We start from the raw sequence: 18,575 nt of genomic DNA, 5'->3' as shown, positions 1-18,575 counted from the left end.
GTTTACAAAAAAGTTGTGGATTCGATGACAAGGTAGCGCGATAATTCGAGGATGCGCTTTGCTGCGCAAGCGCGCTGGGTTGCAGCGCTTTAGTGCAGCGGAGCGGCGAAGGAAGAGGCGGCTTCGGCTGCACGTTAGTAAGGGGGACCGACTATGTCGGCTCAAACCGATTCTCCGGCGAAAGCGTCCGGAGAGAGCATCGAGCAGTTCGGCTACAAGCAAGAACTGCGAAGGGGCATGACTTTGCGCGACGTCGTTTTGTACGGCGTGTTGTTCATGGTTATCATTGCTCCGCAGTCCATCTACGGCGAAATCCAAATCGCCAGCGGCGGCATGACGCCGCTCGTGTACATCGTAGGCTTCGTGGCTATCAGCTTTACGGCCATGAGCTACATGCGCATGTCGAAGCGCTTTCCCATTGCGGGATCGGTGTATTCGTATGTGCAGCGCGGCATCAATCCCCACGTAGGCTTCATGGCTGGTTGGCTCATTTTGTTGGACTACGTGTTCGTTCCGTCGTTGCTGCTGGTTATGGTGGCGAACTGGGGCGTTGCGCTTGTTCCGGGAAGCCCGTGGTATCTGTGGGTTGTTGTGTTTGTGGTGTTCAACACGTTCGTGAACATTCGCGGCATTCAGATGACGAAGGGCGTGGACTGGGTTATTTTCGTTGTTGAGATCCTGGCCGTTATCGCGTTCATCGCTATTGGCACGAGCTTCGTTTTGGGCGGCGGCGGTGCTGGTCAGCTGACGATCGACCCCATCTATCAGCCGGGTAAGGTTGATGCGCACTTTATAGCGACGGCGGTTTCCATTGCATGCCTGTCGTTCCTTGGCTTCGACGGCATGTCCACGTTGGCCGAGGAAACCGTGAAGCCCGAAAAGACCATCGGCAAGGGCATCCTCATCGCTTTGTGCATCATGGTGGTCGTGTTCGTGGCGCAGACCTACGTCGCCGCGCTCATTCAGCCCGACGTTTCGCAGGTTGATCCCGAAATGGGATTCTTTAACGCAGCGCTTATGGCGGGCGGTCCCGTTCTGTACAAGCTGCTGCTCGTTGTGAATATCGTGGCTGTTGGTATCGCCAACATCATGAACGCGCAGCTTGCTTCTTCTCGCCTGCTGTACTCCATGGGCCGCGACGGCGTGATCCCGCGCATCTTCGGCAAGGTTCACCCGAAGTTCCAGACGCCCTACATTGCGTCTATTGCATTGGGCGTTGTGTCCTTGATTCTGCCCATGTTCTTGGATATGACCACGCTGGTGGCATTCGTGAACTTCGGCGCGCTGTCGTCGTTCGTGCTGTTGAACTTTGCCGTGTTCTTGTTCTTCTTCGTGAAGGAAAAGAAGCGCTCTTCGTTCGGCGACGTGGTGAAGTACCTGATTTGCCCTTGGCTTGGCATATTCATTCTGGTGTACGTGTTCACCGGGTTTGATTTGCAGACTTATGCGGTGGGCATTTCCTGGATGGTCATCGGCCTGATTATCGGCGCGGTGAAATCGAAGGGCTACAAGGAGGTTCCGGAGGCGTTCAGGCATCTGGAAGTGTAGCGCACAGGCGATTGATTGTTGAGCGGGCGGCCTTCGGGTCGCCCGCTTTGCCGTTCGGGTTGGTGCGTTCGCTTGGCGCGCGACGGCGCTTTGCGTTTGCCTGCGCAGCGGCTCGCGCGGGTGTCGGTATACTATGCTGATCAAGGCGGATCTACGCGAAGGGGGAGCGATGGGGGCTTCGAAAGCTCGCAATGCGGTTCTGGCGGTGGGGGCCATTATGGTGGACGTGGTGTGCTGCGTACCGGCGCTGCCGGCCTCGGGCGAAGGCGTGGTGGTCGAGTCGTCGCGCGCCGTCGTGGGAGGCTGCGCGTTCAACTCTGCGAACGCTGCGCGCCAGTTGGGGGCCGACTGCACCTTGTTTGCGCCCGTGGGCGAGGGTATCTACGCAGGGTTTGTAGAAGGTGCGCTTGCGCAGCGCGGCTTGCAGGCGCCGTTGCGCGTGAAAGGCCGCGACAACGGATCTTGCACGTGCTTGGTCGAGCCTGATGGACAGCGCACGATGATCACTTCGCCGGGCGTCGAGCGCTACTTCGAGCGGTCGTGGTTCGACGTCATCGACGCTGCGCATGTTTCATGCGGTCTTGCCAGCGGATACGAGATAGAGGGTTCCGGCGGCAACGCTATCATCGAGTTCTTTGAAGAGCATCCCGAAATCCAGTTCTTCTATGCGCCCGGTCCGCGCATTTTGGGCGTGGGGCCGGAGAAGCACGCGCGCATCAACGCGCTTCGCCCCATCTGGCACCTGAACGATCAGGAGGCCCTTGCGTACACCGGCTGCTCGACGCTTGAAGATGCGGCTCGCGTTCTGGCTGCAGCTTGCGAAAACGCCGTAGTCATCACGGCGGGTGCTGCCGGCTCCTTTGTGCTTGAAGGGCCGGACGCTTGTTTTGCCAACGTTGCAACGGAGGCGGTTCGCGTGGTCGATACCGTGGGAGCGGGCGATGCTCATCTGGGCGCGCTTGCGGCTGCGCGCGCTGCGGGCCGTTCGTGGAAGGAATCGCTTGAGCTTGCGAACAAGGTGGCGTCTGGCGTATGCTCGGTTGAGGGCGCAACGCTTTCTGACGAGGCGTTCGCTCGGTTGGGCGTGGCGCTGTAGCGACGCGCCTGCAATTCGGCTGCGAGGTTGCCGTCGATGAAGGCGGCGCTCCGCTTGCGGAGTCTCGCGTTCGCTCGCGAAGGGGTGTGCGCACGAAAAACCGCCATAGCTGGCAGGTTTTGACGTTTAGGGGTTGTCGGGCGGCGCGTCGTTCTTTCTGTCATGAGGCTTGCTTTTTATTTTGCCTGGTCATGGCCTTAGGCTATTGCACTGCTCTTTTGCGAGAGCCCGTCCGGCGGGGTTCAACGACCTCAAACCGTGAAAACCTGCCAGCGATGGAGGTTTTTCGTGCGCAAGCTTGCTGGGAGAAGGCGCCGAGCGATGCGCGTGCGCGCGAAAGCGAAAGGCAGCCGGCCTGGGCGCGTCTGGAGAGGCCGCGTGCTGGGGTCGCACGTTGGGACGCGGCCTGGAAAGCCGTGCGTTGGGGCGCGTTTGGAGAGGCCGCGCGTTCGGGCGCCTGTTGGGGCCGCGCTCCCGCTCCCCGGCTGCGTGCCACGCGTCCGGGGCTCGTCCGGGCGCCCGTTGAGGCCGTTCGCTCGGCGCCCGTTGCTGCGCTTCCCGGCTGCGCGTTCGCCCGCGCGTCGCCGCGACCCGATCCCGCAGCCAGCGCACGCTGCGACCCGACCTCGCGACCCGATCCCGCAGCCAGCGCGCGCCGCGACCCGATCCCGCAACTCGATCTCGCGGCGGCCCGACGGCAATCCGGCTCGCACCGGCTTGTGGCTTTCGGCTTGCAGCATATATGTGCTGCAGGTTCGTTCGCCTGCCTTTCGCGCTTGGCGAAGAGCCTTGCGGTATCATGGTCGCCAGACGAGATCATGGAAAGATGGCGGGTGATATGAAGCGGTTTTCGGTACTGGGCGACTCCATCAGCACGTTCGAGGGGTGCAACCCCGAAGGATTCGACGTGTTCTACGAGAACGAGCGTCGCGACGCAACCGGCGTTCGCCTTGTGGAGGACACCTGGTGGGCGCAGGTTATCGAGCAATGCGGCGGCGAGCTGTTGAGCAACGGTTCGTTCTCTGGAAGCATGGTGGAGGGCGCGGGTTTTCCTGCGGCAAACAGTGCTGAGCGCATTGCGGCGCTGGCGAAAGACGGCGTTGCGCCCGATGAGATCCTTGTGTTCATAGGCATCAACGATTACGGGTGGGGCGGCCCGGCCGCCCAAGCTGCGGGCCGCGGAAACGCCCTGCCAGCAACGCTTGATCTGTCCGCCATTCCGGAAGCCGAGGCGGGCCTGGCTTCTGCCGATGCGGCCGAGCGGTTCGGCCAGGCGTATAGTGCGATGCTCGCTCGTATGCGCGCTGCGTATCCGCAGGCCAAAGTGTGGTGCTGCACGCTGTGCCCCGGTCGCATCGAGGGCTCTGTCCATTCGACGTTCGCGTACCGGTTGCGGGGCGTTCATTTCGATCGCTATAACGACGCTATTCGCCTGGCCGCCGAATCGAACGGATGCTGCGTTGCCGACGTTCGCGCTTTGGGCCGCGATTACGAAGCTCTTGAGGGAACCCACCCGACAAAGCGCGGCATGGCGCAGTTTGCCCTTATGGTCTTGCATGCGATGGCGGCATGCGATGGCGGCTCGCTCGAAGGCCACGCTTCGAACCCCCTTGTCGATGACGCGTTCGGCAGCGCTCCTCGCTCGCTCGAGACGTGCCGGAAACCCGCTTGCGTCGGTTGCGCATACGCCGGAGCTACGGGAAACAAGTGGCTTTGCGTGTGCCGAAAGGACGACGAAGCGCGCAGCGAATAGAGCTGCCCGGCGCACGCGTCCGGCTCGCGGCGCGCCTCACAACAAAAAAGTGAAAGGATATTCCTTCATGCAAGGGAAACCTCTTGTTCTATTGCTGCTGGTTTTATACGGAGCAGCATTTCTTGCGGGGTTCAATGAAAACCTTGTAAACATGGCTCTCGTATCCATCATGGCCGATTACGGGGTGGATTCCGTGACGGCCCAGTGGTTGGTGACGGGATACATGATCGTTGCCACCGTGGTGGTCATGTGCATGGCGTTTCTGTACCGACGCTTCCACTTGCGCACGCTGTTTTTCGCTGCATCGGCTTTGAGCTTCGCCGGTTCTGCGATGGGGCTTGTTGCGAACGGGTTCGAGATGCTGTTCGCAGCGCGCTTGGTGCAAGCGGTAGGCACGGGCATATTCATCCCTCTTATGATGAACACGATCGTGGCCGTCACGCCCAAGAACAAGCTGGGCACCTACCTGTCCATTGGCGGCTGCACTATCACGTTCGGACCTGCCTTGGCTCCGGTGGTGTGCGGGGCTTTGGTGACGACGTTCGGTTGGCACAGCATTTTCGTGGTTCCCATGGTTGCGATGGCAATCCTGTTCGGCCTAGGGCTTCGCTTCGTGAAGAACCTGGAAACCAGCGAAGCTCACCTTGACGTTCTTTCCGTCGTCCTTGCGGCCGTGCTGCTAACCGCGCTTTCGCTTGGGTTGGTGCAATTGACCATCGACGTGCCTTTGGCGCTTGGCTCTCTGGCGACTTCGGCTCTTCTGTCGGTGGCGTTTGTCGTGCGTCAGCTGCGTTGCAGCCATCCGCTCATCGATCTTGAGCCGCTGAGAAACCGAGCCTTCTGGCCCGCGTTGTTGCTGGCAACCGTCTCGATGATCAGCATGTTCTCCATGAGCGTGCTGCTTCCGCTGTATTTCGAGGGCGCCGCCGGCATGACTGCTCTTTCCGCGGGGTTGGTCATTCTGGTTCCCGTGCTGGCGAATGCGGGCACGACGCTGCTTGGCGGACGCATTATGGACAAGCGCGGCGAATGGCCCCTGTTGCCGTTAGGCTTCGGTGCCATCGCCCTCGGGTTCATCGCCTTGGCGCTGGCCGGGCCTACGCTGTCTATTCCCGTTGTGTTCGCGGCCGCGCTGCTCATGTACGTGGCGGTTGGCTTCGTGTTCTCGCCTTCTCAAACAGCGGGCTTGCGCACGCTGCCGCCGCAGCAAAATCCGTTTGGCGTGGCTCTTATGACCACGGTTGTTCAAATTGCGGCATGCGTTGGCCCGTCCCTTTACATTGGCATCATGTCGACGGGACAGATTGCGGCCGTCGCTCAGGGAGCGAGCGCGTCCCAGGCTGCGGCCGAAGGGTTTTCGCTGGCCATGTTGGTGGCAAGCGGGGTGGCCGCAGCCGGGTTCGTGCTGTCGTTTCTGTACGCCCGCGCCGCGCGAAAGCGAACTGCCGAGCGCATCGGGCATTCCGTGCCGTGCTTGGCCCTGCTGATGGAACCCGATCCGTACACGATGCCTGCCGATTCGACGGTAAGCCAGGTCATGCGCGCGTTCGTGGATCTTAAGGTGAGCGGCTTGCCTCTTGTGGATGCGGCGGGGCATCCGGTGGGCTTCGTGTCCGACGGCGACGTCATGCGCTATCTTGCCGACCGTCATCCGGTGGTCACGGGCGCGTACTCGCTTATGAAGGCAGCCAACGACCAGGGCATCGACGAACGCTTGCGCGAGCTCATGCTGCTGCCGGCGCGCACGATAGCCACGGAGAAGCTGATCGCGCTTGATGCCGACGCCACGCTCGAAGAGGCATGTTCGTTGCTGGCGTCGCGCCGACTGAAGAAGGTCCCGGTGGTAAGCGAGGGCCTTGTGGTGGGAACCGTCAACCGTTCTGACGTGTTGCGCTACGCCATGGACACGGTTTTGCAGGCCGCGCCGGTGCGGTAGCGGCAAAGGTTCTCGGCTGCTTTGTTATTATGTGTGAATATGTCGTACAATAATTCTCACGTGAAGGCAAAGACCAGGAGCCGACAAAGGCCGGCACCCGTTCCTTGGATAAAGGTGGTGCGCCCATGGGGGCAGCGTTCGGAGAGGTCGAAACCAGTGCCTATGTAATCGACGGCGACTATCGCATCGTCTATTTCAACGATAAGGCTGCGGAGTCTTTTCCTGGCTTGCAATGGGGAATGTGCTGCTATCACGCTTTGCGCGGCGAATCGGCGCCGTGCCACGATTGCCCGTTGCTGCTCGATCACAGCAACAAGGGCCTTCTGTACAATCAGGTGCTTCAAAGCTGGGTGGAAACGGAAGTCAGCGATATCGAATGGCCCGGTGCGGGCGATTGCCATATATTCTTGAGCCGCAAAACCGACAAGCCTGATTTAGGGGTGCCCGATTCTCCGCCGATCGATTCTTTGACCGGCTTGTACACGCGCGCAGCATTTTTCCGCGCCGTCGCCGACGCCCTTGCCGCCCACCCGAATCGCTCGTACTGCCTGATGGCCATCGACATCGAGCACTTCAAGCTGTTCAACGAATGGCATGGAGAAGAGGCCGGGGACCGATTTCTCGAAGAAGTGGGAAGGTTGCTCAGGGAGGCGTCGGTGCAGCAAAACGGCGTGGCGGGATACTTGCGCGGCGACGATTTCTGCATGCTGATTCCCTGTTCGCCCAAGGCGATCGAGGGTTTGCAAGGCCGTATTTCGCAAAGCACGCTACGGCATGGGCGGGGCATGGGGTTTTTGCCGGCCTTCGGCTTGTATCTTGTTGACGATCGGTCGCTTCCCGTAAGCACGATGTACGATCGAGCGTTGCTGGCGCTGGCTTCGGTCAAAGGCGACTACGCGCAGCGCTCGCGATGGTACGACGAGGGCATGCTGCGAGAGATCGAGGACGATCACTCCCTTTTGCTGGAGGTTCAGCGTGCCTTGTCGAACGGGGAGATTACGTTCTACGCGCAGCCGAAGTGCAACATCACTACGGGAAAGATCGTGGGCCTTGAGGCGCTCGTGCGCTGGGATCATCCCGAGCGGGGGCTGATTCCTCCTGATCGATTTATTCCCATGTTGGAGCGAAATGGGCTAATTACCACTCTTGACCTGCACATTTGGGAAGAAGTATGCTGCTCTCTTCGCGAATGGATGAAAAGGGGCCACGCGCCCGTTCCCATTTCCGTCAATGTGTCGCGCCGGGATTTGTACGCGTTGGACGTTCTTGCCACGTTCGAGGAGCTGATCCGCAAATACGGCATCGACCCTCGCTTGCTAGCGGTTGAAATTACCGAAAGCGCCTACGTTGAAGACTGCGATCTGATGGCGGTTATCGTCGATGGGTTGCACGATCTGGGTCTTTCGGTGCACATGGACGATTTTGGCAGCGGGTACTCGTCGCTCAACATGCTGAAAGACGTAAGCGTCGATGTTCTGAAACTGGACATGAAGTTGCTTGCGGCTGTGGACGCGCGCAGCCGCAAGGGGCGCGGCATTCTGGAATCGATCATCGGCATGGCAAGGCTCCTGGATATGCAGGTCATTGCGGAAGGGGTCGAAACCGAGTCTCAACGCGCGTTGCTTGCGCAGATGGGATGCTTGTACGGACAGGGGTACTTCTTCTACCGTCCCATGTCGAAAGAGGAGTTCGAGCCGCTTATCGCTGCTCGGAGAAACGTCGATTTCCGCGGTATGCAGGCCGATTCGATCGACCAGTTCAGCATTCGAGATTTGATTGAGAGCAAAATGCTGAGCAAAACCATGTTCGACGACATCATGGGCGCCTTGGTGCTGTACGACTTCCATGATGGCGAAGTGGAATTGCTGAGCGCCAACGAGCACTATTGCCAGCTTACGGGCATTGACCCCGTTGACCTGCACGAACAGCGGTATAGCTTCGCACGTCAGGCGTACGAGGCCGATTGGGACGAAATTGTGGCGGCGTTCGAAAGCGCTCGCCAAAGCGTTCCGAACGGTGCTACCGCCGTGGTGCGGCGCATGCGCGCCGGCGAAAAGACCGTTCATTTGCAAATGCGCCTAGTTTTTTTGCGCGAGCGCGACGGACATGCGCTTTACCTGGGGTCTTTGAGGGACGTGACTCAAGAGCAGCAGCAGGCGCGCCAGCTGGAAACCTCGCGTCGCGCGCTTTCTGCGGTGGCGGGCGCGAATTCGCCGGATTTCTCGCTGATGAACCTGACCGAAGAAAATCGCAAGACCGCCTTGTCCATTTCCGCTCAAATGTCGCCGGGCGGCTTGATCGGCGGGTACTGCGAGCCGGGCTTCCCTCTGTATTTCGCCAATGCGGCCATGGTGGACCTTCTGGGGTACGATTCCTACGAAGAGCTGGCGGAATCCATTGACTGGCAGGTTGGCAACACCATCCATCCCGACGATTTCGACTCGGTTGTGGCCGACATCGGCCCCGAATACTACGTGGGCCTTGAGTACACCACAACGTATCGCATGACCAAAAAGGACGGAACGTGGTTCTGGACCATCGACAAGGGGCGCGTCGTGGAGGCCGAGGACGGGCGGATGGCCATTGTCAGCGCGTGCACGGACATCACCGAAGTGATGATGGTTCAGCAGCATCTTGCGGAGCGCAACCGATTTTTGCTGAGCCGCAACGACGAGCTGGCGTTTTTGAACGAAGACATGCCCGGAGGATACCATCGCTGCCTCGACGGCCCCACGCATGACTTCTTGTATATAAGCGATCGCTTTCTTGAGATGTTCGGCTATACGCACGAAGAGATCAAGGAGCTGTTCGATGACAAGTACATGAATATGATCCACCCCGAAGATCGCGAGCGCGTTCTGAAGGGGGTGGCCTCCTTGAAGGAGGGCGATGCGCAGCCGTTCCCCTTGGAGTATCGCATGCGAGCAAAAAGCGGGTATCGTTGGGTGGTTGATCAAAGCCGCTTTTTGGAGTACGAGGGAACGTCGTTTTTGCAGGGCGTTGTGGTCGACGTGACCGAAACGGTTGAGCTTCGCAACATGATGCGCATTTTGATGGAGCATACGCCCAACGACATCGTGCTGCTGTCGTGGTCCGACCGCGAACGCGTGCGCGCACACGTGGTGGCGTGCGGGGTGTCGGGGAAGCACGGTCTTTCCTGCGAGCAGTACGAGAAAGTTGTCTTGGATCATCTGTATGCTCGGTCCGAGGAAGGCGAGCGTCGCCTTGTCGACCTGATTGCTGATAAAATCGAATGCGGGGAAGAGGCTGTTGTCGTTACGAAAGCCCGATTCTCAGGGCAGGAAGACGTTTGGATGCACATTGAAGCGCGCCGGGTCGAGATGCTGCCGGCGAAGCATACGGCCTTGTGCTTGTGCACCGATGTGACCGAAATCAAAGACCGCCAGCAAGAGCTTTGGCTTGCCCAACGAAAGCTCGAGGGCGTTTTGAGCCAGGCTGGCGTGAAAATTTGGGATTGGGATATGGAGAACAATCGACTGGTGCTTTCTCGAAGCGAGGTGGTCGATCGGGTGTTGGGCCATGTCGGTCGCATAGAGGAGAATCTGATGATAGTTGAAGGGTTCGACCTTGAAGACCTTCCGTTTCGTTATGTTCCTCCTGGATATCGGCAGGTGTTCACCAATTTTTTCCGTCGCGTTTACGCTGCGCGGGATCATGCCCGCTTGTCGTTCGAGGCGCCGTTCGAGCTTGACGACGAAACCACCATCTGGCTGGAGACCGCGTGCGAGACCGTGCGCGACGACCGAGGTCGGCCCATTCGCGCTGTGGGGTACTACCTTGACGTGACCGACCGTCGAAACGAGTCCTTGCGCAGCAAGGCGAACGTCGAGGCGCTGCGGCAGCTGAAGGAGCAGAGCGGGCAGTTGGCTAAGATGGCGGAAACGGATGCGCTGACGGGGCTGCGCAATCGGCAGTCCGCCATTCCCAAGATAGAGGGTCGTCTGCGTGCTGTGCGCGAAGGGTCGTTGAACGAGCTGCCGTGCGCGCTGGTCATGCTGGATTTGGATTCCTTCAAGCTGGCCAACGACGTGTTCGGCCACGCTTACGGAGACGAAGTCATCACGCACATGGCCAAATCGTTGCAAGCCGTGTTCCCCGATAACATCGTGTGCCGCATGGGCGGCGATGAGTTCTTGGTGTGGTGCGAGGACGTTGACGTTGCGTCGCTCGAGAACGCCCTTGACCGGGCTTTGCGCGCGATGGAGGTTCGTCGCGTGACGGATGGCCGCACCTTCTTGTTCTCGGCTTCGGCGGGGTATGTTTTGGCGCCGCAGGAGGGCGCTTCGTTCGACGAGCTGTATCGGAAGGCCGATGAGGCGCTGTTCTCGGCCAAGATGAACGGAAAGCGCTCATGTGCGGGGTATTCGCCCGATATGAAAAGCATCCGTTGCGAACTTGCCGAATGATCGAGGAGCAACTGCGGAGTATTGTGCGATGCGCTTGACATCTTTCGAGGTCGGTTTACAATCCTGATTTAGCACTCGAAGGCTGAGACTGCTAAATCAGGATGCTTCCATGCGCGAAGACGGTTGGCAGCTTGGCCCTTTGCATGACAGACGACGAAACGAAAGGGAGCGATGCCGACCATGCGCAAGTTCAAGACAGAGAGCAAGAAACTGCTCGACCTCATGATTAACTCCATTTACACGAACCGCGAGATATTCCTTCGCGAGCTTATCTCGAATGCGTCCGACGCGGTGGATAAGCTGTACTTCAAAAGCCTTACCGACAAAGATATCCAGCTGAGCAAGGACGAGCTGCGCATTCAGGTGTCGTTCGACAAGGATGCGCGCACCGTTACCGTCAGCGACAGCGGCTTGGGCATGACCAAGGACGACCTGGATCTCAATCTGGGCACTATCGCTCATTCCGACAGCATGGCCTTCAAGGCCGATAATGCCGAGGTGCAGGGCGAGGATGTGGACATCATCGGCCAGTTCGGCGTGGGTTTCTACTCCGCTTTCATGGTGGCCAAGAGCGTGCGCGTGGTTTCGAAAGCGTACGGCAGCGACGAAGCGTGGGCTTGGGAAAGCGACGGCGTTGAGGGCTACAGCATTTCCGAGGCGCAGCGCGACGGGCACGGCACCGACGTCATCCTTACGCTCAAGGACAACACCGACGACGACAACTACGATACGTTCCTGTCCGAGTACGGCTTGAAGAACCTGATCAAGCGCTACAGCAATTACGTGCGCTACCCCGTGCAGATGGAAGTTTCCAAGACGCGCGAGAAGCCGAAGCCCGAGGATGCGGGTGACGACTACACGCCCGAGTACGAGGATTACACCGAGGTCGAAACCATCAACTCGATGATTCCCATTTGGAAGCGCCGCGCCTCCGAAGTTACCGACGAGGAGTACAACGAGTTCTACAAGACCGACTTCCACGACTTCTCCGACCCGGCGCGTACGTTCAGCATTCATGCCGAGGGCGCGCTCAGCTACGACGCGCTGCTGTTCATTCCGGGCCGCGCTCCGTACGACCTGTACAGCAAGGACTTCAAGAAGGGCCTGGCCCTGTACAGCTCCAACGTGCTCATCATGGAGAAGTGCGAGGAGCTTTTGCCCGACCATTACAACTTCGTGCGCGGCGTGGTGGACAGCCAGGACCTGACGCTCAACATTTCGCGCGAGACGTTGCAGCACAACAGCCAGCTGCGCGCCATTGCCAAGAAGATCGAGAAGAAGATCACCTCCGAGCTCAAGAAGATGCGCGACAACGACCGCGAGGCGTACGAGAAGTTCTTCGAGGATTTCGGTCGCGGCTTGGAATTCGGCATTTACACGAGCTACGGCATGTTGAAGGACGAGCTGGCCGAGCTGCTGCTGTTCTACTCCGCCAAGCAGCAGAAACTGGTCACGCTTGACGAGTACCTGGAAGCCGCACCGGCTGATCAGAAGGCTATCTACTACGCTGCGGGCGAGAGCATCGAGCGCTTGGGCAAGATGCCCATCGTGAAGACGGTGCTCGAGAAGGGCTACGACGTGCTGCTGTGCACGCGCGACGTGGACGAGTTCTGCTTCCAGTCGATGATGGCGTACGGTCCCGAGCCCGAGCTTGACGCCGACGACAAGCCCATCGAGGGCACCGGCCCCAAGGAGCTCAAGAACGTGGCTTCGGGCGATTTGGATCTGGCCTCCGAGGAAGAGAAGAAGGAAGCCGAAGAAACCGCCAAGGAGAACGAGACCCTGTTCGCGGCCATGAAGGATGCTCTGGGCGATGCCGTGACGAAGGTGAGCGTGTCGTCGCGCTTGAGTGATGCGCCCGCGTGCATTACGGCGGCGGGTCCGGTGTCGCTTGAGATGGAGCGCATCATGGCTCAGATGCCCGATGGGGCCGAAGGCCCGAAATCCGAGCGCGTGCTGGAGATCAACGCGAAGCACCCCGTGTTCGAGGTGCTGAAAGAAGCGCAGGCGGGCGGCGATGCCGATAAGGTGAAGCTCTACGCCGACATTCTGTACAACCAGGCGCTGATCGTGGAGGGCATGCCCATCGACGATCCCGTGGCTTACGCAAACGCAGTAACGAAGCTGATGGCCTAACTTGTTTCGGCGGTTGACGACCGCCGAAACATGCTGACGCTATGGCCCACGCGACGCACTGCGCGGGCCAGGACGACAGGTCAAGGAAGCTCGCATGCAACCTGCACGTTGAAACTGCCCCGCCGAATCGGCGGGGCAGTTCGCATTCGGGGCTCGTGAACGTGCGAATCAGGGACGCTGCGGCGGCCCGTGCGGCGTGCTGCGTTAACGAGGGCGCGCTCGTTACAGCTCCTGATGTGCGTCCAGCTTGTCCCGTGCGCTCACGGCGACGGCGCCTGCTGCAACGGCCGTCACGGCGGCTCCAATGACCACGGCTTCGGCAGAGTCGCCAGTGCGTGCGAGCGGCTTGGGATCGGGCTTGGCCGTCGGCGCCGGCGCTGGCGCCGGTTCGGGCTGGGGCTGGGGCTCTGGCTCGGGCGCAGGATCGGGACCGTTCTTGATGGCAATGCGCCCCTGACCGCCTTCGCTTGCGTATTCGCTGCCGATGACGCCTTTCAAGTCGTACTTCAGGTACTCGATCAACGCGGCGTTGTCCACGTCGAGCAGCACGGGATCGTCTGCCTTGAACATGGTCATGCCGTCGCCGCCCTCCATGATCATATAGGTGTGCGACACCATCTTGTACGTTCTTTCCGTATCGAGCGGCCGTCCGTCCACCAGCACGTCTCGCACGCGGTATTCTCCGGCCACGCGCACGAAGCTTCCCTTGTCGTCAATCTCGATGGACGAGGGCACGTCGGTGCGCACGGCGTAGGTTACGCCAGACGTCTGCATGAATCCGCCGCTTCCTTCGGGTAGCTTGCTCGCGCCCATTTCAAGTGCATCCAGAATGTTCTGGCCCTTGGTTTCTATGTAGCAGAGCTGGTTGCTGTAGGGCTGCACGTCGATAACGTCTCCGTACGTGATCGTTCCCGGTTCGATGTTCGCGCGGATGCCGCCGCCGTTGACAAGCGCCACCTCGGCCATTATGCCGCCATGCCAGGCGAGGGCCAGGTACGCGTCCGCCACGAAATCGCCTAGGTTCGTCTCGCGCTGACGAACGGCCCAGGTGTAGTTGTCGCTTTCGGTTGCGATAAGCCGTACGTCCGAATAGCCTACCTTCTGCCCCGTTATCGCTTCTATCTGGGCTTTCTTGTTGTTGACGACCGCCGCCGTTGCTGCGTCGATGCCGTCCCACGCCGTTATCAGCTCGCCTGCGCAGGCGCCCGCGCTTGCTGCAATCCTGTTGGCGGCGGGATCGATGATGACTCGCCCGATGCTTTCAAGCTGGGTTCCCGTTTGCGTGACCAGCACTGGAACGCCGCCCTTGTTGAGCAGCGTGTCCACGTACTCTTCGTGAGAGTGCCCGTCGATCATCACGTCGATACCGGAGGTGTTCGCCACCACGCTGCTGCTGCTCCAACGCGGGGTCACGCCGGAGCGTCCCAGGTGCCCCATGGCAACCACGTAGTCCGCGCCGGCCTCGCGCGCTGCATCGACGGCGTTCTGCACGGCTGCGTACAGCTTGGAGCCCGAGTCGTCTTCGCAAAACCCGTAGACGTACGCGCCGCTTTGGTCCTGGAAATGCGCAGGCGAAGATTTCGTCAGCGACTCGGGCGTGCAGATGCCCACGAACGCCACGCGCTTCTGCCCGGCGGACGTTTCGTACGTGCGCATGGCATACGGGTCGAGCATGAGGTTGCCGGTGCGCAGGTCGGTGAAGTTGCACGACAGGTACTGGATTGGCCTGGCCTGCGGGTCCGATGCGTCCTTTGCGCGCGAAACCAGCACGTTGACCTGGTCCATTCCGTAGTCGAACTCGTGATTGCCGGGGATGGCCATATCGTAGCGACACTGTTTCATGATGTCGATCAGGTACTCGCCCTTCGAGAGCGTGCCCATGGCCTTGCCCTGCACGGCATCGCCCGCGTCGACCAGCGTGACGTTGTCGCCTCCGTAGGTCGAGCGTGCGGTTTTCACGTAGTCGGCCAGCTTCGCGTAGCCCAGATTCTCGTCCACGGCGCAATGCACGTCGTTCGTATGGACGATGACGATGGGGCCGGGTGCCGCGGCGGCTTCGATCTCGTCGGCGAGCGCGCGTCCGGGAATTCCCAGCGTTGCAAGTGCGACGGCGGATAGAGCGCAGAACGATCGACGGGTCATTGGATAGGCCATGGTGCCCCCTGTTCGTGAGAAGCGCGTGTTCTCCAAAACGCTGCGAGTAAGTATACTGCGGGTATGAAGCAGAAACGATCAGCGATTCCTGGAAAGGGAGGCTCTTATGGTTGAAGCGATTTACAAGCGAGCGAGCGTTCGCGCATTTACGGACGAAGCGGTGACCGACGATCAGGTGCGGGCGGCCCTGCGTGCTGCCATGGCCGCTCCCTCGGGCGGAAACCAGCAGCCTTGGGAGTTTTTCGTGGTGCGAGATGCCGAGCATCGTTCTCGGTTGTCCCAGGTCACAAAGTATGCGAAGCCGGCTGACGCGGCGCCGTGCGTCATTGTTGCCTGCATGCGCACCGAAGGCTTGCGCTTCCCTAACCTGGCTGTGCAGGACATGGGCGCCGCGGTTGAGAATTTGCTGCTTGCTGTGGCCGACATGGATTTAGGAGCGGTATGGATGGGTATTGCGCCTGATGAAGAGCCCATGAAGGCTGTTGCGGACATCGTGGACGCACCGGAGGGCATTCAGCCGTTTGCCCTTGTTGCGCTGGGGCATCCTGCGGCACCGCCCGCAGCGAAGGGGGCCGACCGTTACGAGGAGTCTCGCGTTCACTGGTTGAGCTAGCGCCGTCGCACGGTGCTGCAGTCGGTCGAGGAGCGGGAGGGCGAGGGCGAAGGATCGGCCTCTCGCTCCTCGACCGACTGCTCCTCGACCCTGGTCGCTTGTCCCGTTCGGCTGCGCGGCCAAACGGGACTGCAGCGGTTTATTCCACCACGCGCGAGCGCGCGTATTCCTGCGCATCTGCGATGTACGCCTCTTGCGAGTGGGCTACGTTGCGCGCCACCGCCTCGGCATCGAGCGTGCGCACCACTTTGCCGGGAACGCCCACTACCAAAGAGCACGGTGGGATAACCTGACGTTCTTTCACAAGCGCGCCGGCTGCGATCATCGATCCCGCCCCGATAACGGCGCCGTTCAGCACCGTTGCGTGCATGCCCACGGTCACGTCGTTTTCGATGACGGCGCCGTGAACCACGGCATTGTGTCCCACCGAAACGCGTTCTCCCAGCACGATGGGGCAGTCGTGGTCGCTGTGCAACGTGGCATTGTCCTGCACGTTGCTGTTCTTCCCGATGCGGATAGGGGCAACTTCGCCGCGAATCGCCGCACCGAACCACACCGAGCTTCCTTCGCCGAGCGTCACGTCTCCGCAGATCGCAGCGTTCGGCGCGATGTAGGAGGCTTGGCTTACGTCAGGGGCCATCCCCTTGAATTCAACGAGCATGTACGGTTCCTTTCGCCAGACGGATGTCTCCGGTTTGCCGCATTGTCCCGAAACCGCGCCCGACGGGCATCGCAAGAATCAGATGATTTCGCAGAATTCGCCGTCGCGGATGACGCACTCGTCGTCCAGATACAGAGTCGGGCGAAGCACGATGCCGTCGTAATGGCAGTCTGCCTTGGTCACGCCGCCAAACGATGCGTTCGTGCCGAATGCGACGTGCACGGTGCCGTACAGCTTTTCATCCTCCAGAATGATGCCGCAGAGTTTGGCGCGCTCGTTCGTGCCAATGCCCAGCTCGGCGATGGTGCCGTTCTCCGGGCGCGCGAACAGGATGCTCAGTTGCTCGGCGTAGGCGCCGTTTGCGTCGCCGCCTTCCGCCTGTACCAACCGCCCGTTCTCCAGGGTCACCACCAGCGGTTCGGCCAGCGTGCCGATGCCCACCATCGACCCGTCGATAACCACGCTGCCGTTCGCGCCACTTTCGAGCGGCGCGATGTACGCCTCGCCGGAGGGGAAGTTGCCGCTTGCGCCCGGCGTGCGGTACACGCCGGGGCTGGCTACGCCGTTGCGCCCGTTCAGGTCCATGGTCAGAACGTGTCCGTCCTTCTCGATGCGCGCCGTTTTCGCATGCGTCAACCGTTTGGTCAGCGCCATCGTCCGACGCTCCACTTCAGCGTAGTCGGCGCATGCGGCTCCGTCGCGCAGCATGTCCATGGTGACGCCGGGCATGGTTACCACGCGCGTTCCTGCGGCAGCTGCTTCGATGCGCGCCGTGGTGTGGGTGATCGACTTCGCGGTGGGGCATAGCGCCACGTCCGCCGTCTTCATTGCCGCGGCCACGGCAGCGGGTGGCTCTTCGCCGGTCACGCGTCCTTCGGGCATCACCATGAGCAGCGCGCGGCGGTCGAGCGCGCGGGCGGCGTCGTAGAACAGCTGCCCCACCTCGCGCGTGGGGTCGTCGGTCACCACCAGCAGCGTTTCGTCCTCGCCCAGCGCGAGGTTCGTCGAAAGTATGGTTTGTGCGCGTTCTTGCAGGTTCATAAGCAGCCTTTCGAGTTGATGCGTCTCTGTTCGTTCGCATCTTCGCCCGAAACGTACGGTTTGACGCCTGAAAGCGTACGTTTCGGGCGAAGATGCTTGCAAGCGGCGATGCCCGCGAAGCGACTTTGCTCGAAAGCGCTGTCGTTCGCGGGCATCCGTTTTAGCTGCAGCGAGTTTACGCCTGCGGGTCTACGGCAGGCAGCGCGCCCATTCCCTGCAGGTGCGCCATCGATCCGTAGCGTTCTACGAACCGGGCGTACTCGTCGGCGTCGTAGAAGGAGCATTTGCCCGCGCCGAAGGCCTTGGCCGCCTCGATCATGAACGAACCCGCTTCGTCCAGATCGGTCAGGTGCGTGGCCCCGGTCGCGCAACCGGGCACCGCCGTTTCGGTGGTGATGGCAACGCCTACGACGGGCGCATCGGTTGCCGTGCACGGCTGCAGGATGGAGTTCAGGTGGTACAGCCCGTTGCCGTACGGCGTGATGTCGGCCATGGTCAGCGGGAACGTGCGGGCGCGTCGTCCGGTTGCTATCTCGACAAGCGACACCAGATCTTCGCTTACGCGCAGGATGCAACCCTGCTTGACGGTGGGGGAGATCATGAACCCGCGATCGTTCATGATGCGGTTGCCCTTCGTGGTGTCCACCACCAGCACGGCGTCCAGCGCGTCGGCGCCGCCCACTTCCTCGCGGTTGACGTCGGCGGTTGCCACGGGCGAGCCCATGAACGCCACCGGCTCGTGCGGGAACGTGGGAGCATGCGGGCACACGTGGGTCGATACGAACACGTCGCCGGGCAGCACGTCGCCGCGCGCATGCATGGACAGCAGCTTCGCCGCGCAGGCCAGCGCCGTCAGCGCGCCGTCGCCGTCCGACACGAAGCCGATGCGCTCCGGTCGCGCGCCCAGCCCGCCCAGGCGGCCCAGCAGTCCGATGGTGGGGGCGTCGCCGCCCGCGGCGCGTCCCTGCGAGCCCGGAATGCGCACGCGTACCATGTCGGTTGCGCCTTTGGGGCCTTCCAGCACGTAGGTTTCCGCATCGCAAGCGGGATCGATGCTGCGCAGGTACTCGACGGCGGCTTGCCCGCTTGCGGCAGGCGAGTCCAGTATGTCGTAGAGCTCTATCAGCTGCTTCAGGATCATGGCGTCTCCTTGTTTTCTTGGTCTGGCAAACTGTGGTGCATACCGATTGGCGTTGGCTGCGCGTCAATC

General features: G+C 60.9%; 11 protein-coding genes. 7 read left to right on the top strand and 4 right to left on the bottom strand.

From position 1 onward, the window contains the following. Positions 1 to 153: 153 nt before the first annotated feature. The 6 genes from LQE90_RS02730 to htpG all read left to right on the top strand — a co-directional run bounded on the left by LQE90_RS02730 (position 154) and on the right by htpG (position 12,896). Positions 154 to 1,548 carry an APC family permease gene (locus LQE90_RS02730; RefSeq protein ID WP_216529150.1) on the top strand — a complete coding sequence of 465 codons (1,395 nt, stop codon included), beginning with the start codon at positions 154 to 156 and terminating at the stop codon, positions 1,546 to 1,548. Between the two features lie 169 nt (positions 1,549 to 1,717). Next, positions 1,718 to 2,644, top strand: a complete 927-nt coding sequence (locus LQE90_RS02725) for a PfkB family carbohydrate kinase (protein ID WP_114566696.1) — start codon at positions 1,718 to 1,720, stop codon at positions 2,642 to 2,644. Positions 2,645 to 3,443: 799 nt separating this feature from the next. Further along, a complete protein-coding gene (locus LQE90_RS02720) occupies positions 3,444 to 4,397 on the top strand; it encodes an SGNH/GDSL hydrolase family protein (RefSeq protein ID WP_231088172.1) in 954 nt (317 codons plus the stop codon). A gap of 67 nt (positions 4,398 to 4,464) precedes the next feature. Next, a complete protein-coding gene (locus LQE90_RS02715; RefSeq protein ID WP_216529151.1) occupies positions 4,465 to 6,333 on the top strand; it encodes an MFS transporter in 1,869 nt (622 codons plus the stop codon). A gap of 125 nt (positions 6,334 to 6,458) precedes the next feature. Further along, positions 6,459 to 10,760 (top strand): EAL domain-containing protein, encoded by a 4,302-nt coding sequence (locus LQE90_RS02710; RefSeq protein WP_216529152.1) that lies wholly within the window; start codon positions 6,459 to 6,461, stop codon positions 10,758 to 10,760. 180 nt (positions 10,761 to 10,940) lie between these two features. Continuing rightward, positions 10,941 to 12,896 carry a molecular chaperone HtpG gene (gene htpG, locus LQE90_RS02705; protein WP_216529153.1) on the top strand — a complete coding sequence of 652 codons (1,956 nt, stop codon included), beginning with the start codon at positions 10,941 to 10,943 and terminating at the stop codon, positions 12,894 to 12,896. Between the two features lie 222 nt (positions 12,897 to 13,118). On the opposite strand, the gene LQE90_RS02700 is transcribed toward htpG, so the two are convergent. Further along, the gene (locus LQE90_RS02700) at positions 13,119 to 15,050 is read right to left on the bottom strand and encodes a bifunctional metallophosphatase/5'-nucleotidase (protein ID WP_216529154.1); all 1,932 of its coding nucleotides are present in this window, start codon (positions 15,048 to 15,050) and stop codon (positions 13,119 to 13,121) included. Between the two features lie 106 nt (positions 15,051 to 15,156). On the opposite strand from LQE90_RS02700, the gene LQE90_RS02695 reads away from it, so the two are divergent. Next, positions 15,157 to 15,663: a nitroreductase family protein gene (locus tag LQE90_RS02695; protein ID WP_216529155.1), complete on the top strand. Its 507-nt coding sequence runs from the start codon at positions 15,157 to 15,159 to the stop codon at positions 15,661 to 15,663. A 139-nt stretch (positions 15,664 to 15,802) separates the two neighbouring features. Here the strand turns inward: LQE90_RS02695 and LQE90_RS02690 are convergent, their stop codons facing one another. The 3 genes from LQE90_RS02690 to LQE90_RS02680 form a co-directional block, all read right to left on the bottom strand. After that, positions 15,803 to 16,324: a gamma carbonic anhydrase family protein gene (locus LQE90_RS02690; protein ID WP_216529156.1), complete on the bottom strand. Its 522-nt coding sequence runs from the start codon at positions 16,322 to 16,324 to the stop codon at positions 15,803 to 15,805. Between the two features lie 78 nt (positions 16,325 to 16,402). Then, complete coding sequence (locus LQE90_RS02685; protein WP_216529157.1) at positions 16,403 to 17,365, bottom strand: aminopeptidase; 963 nt, start codon at positions 17,363 to 17,365, stop codon at positions 16,403 to 16,405. A gap of 175 nt (positions 17,366 to 17,540) precedes the next feature. After that, complete coding sequence (locus tag LQE90_RS02680; RefSeq protein WP_216529158.1) at positions 17,541 to 18,506, bottom strand: DUF1177 domain-containing protein; 966 nt, start codon at positions 18,504 to 18,506, stop codon at positions 17,541 to 17,543. Positions 18,507 to 18,575: the final 69 nt, after the last annotated feature.

The organism is Paraeggerthella hominis, assembly GCF_021044775.1.
GTDB lineage: Bacteria > Actinomycetota > Coriobacteriia > Coriobacteriales > Eggerthellaceae > Paraeggerthella > Paraeggerthella hominis.
The sequence above is the reverse complement of the archived record's forward strand: the minus strand, read 5'-3'. Positions and strand labels throughout refer to the sequence as shown.

Excerpts from the sequence above, each read along its gene's own strand:
- LQE90_RS02695 (WP_216529155.1), top strand. The coding sequence starts at position 15,157 with ATGGTTGAAGCGATTTACAAGCGAGCGAGCGTTCGCGCATTTACGGAC.
- LQE90_RS02710 (WP_216529152.1), top strand. The coding sequence starts at position 6,459 with ATGGGGGCAGCGTTCGGAGAGGTCGAAACCAGTGCCTATGTAATCGAC.
- LQE90_RS02680 (WP_216529158.1), bottom strand. The coding sequence starts at position 18,506 with ATGATCCTGAAGCAGCTGATAGAGCTCTACGACATACTGGACTCGCCT.
- LQE90_RS02725 (WP_114566696.1), top strand. The coding sequence starts at position 1,718 with ATGGGGGCTTCGAAAGCTCGCAATGCGGTTCTGGCGGTGGGGGCCATT.
- LQE90_RS02730 (WP_216529150.1), top strand. The coding sequence starts at position 154 with ATGTCGGCTCAAACCGATTCTCCGGCGAAAGCGTCCGGAGAGAGCATC.
- htpG (WP_216529153.1), top strand. The coding sequence starts at position 10,941 with ATGCGCAAGTTCAAGACAGAGAGCAAGAAACTGCTCGACCTCATGATT.
- LQE90_RS02720 (WP_231088172.1), top strand. The coding sequence starts at position 3,444 with ATGGTCGCCAGACGAGATCATGGAAAGATGGCGGGTGATATGAAGCGG.
- LQE90_RS02715 (WP_216529151.1), top strand. The coding sequence starts at position 4,465 with ATGCAAGGGAAACCTCTTGTTCTATTGCTGCTGGTTTTATACGGAGCA.
- LQE90_RS02685 (WP_216529157.1), bottom strand. The coding sequence starts at position 17,365 with ATGAACCTGCAAGAACGCGCACAAACCATACTTTCGACGAACCTCGCG.
- LQE90_RS02690 (WP_216529156.1), bottom strand. The coding sequence starts at position 16,324 with ATGCTCGTTGAATTCAAGGGGATGGCCCCTGACGTAAGCCAAGCCTCC.
- LQE90_RS02700 (WP_216529154.1), bottom strand. The coding sequence starts at position 15,050 with ATGGCCTATCCAATGACCCGTCGATCGTTCTGCGCTCTATCCGCCGTC.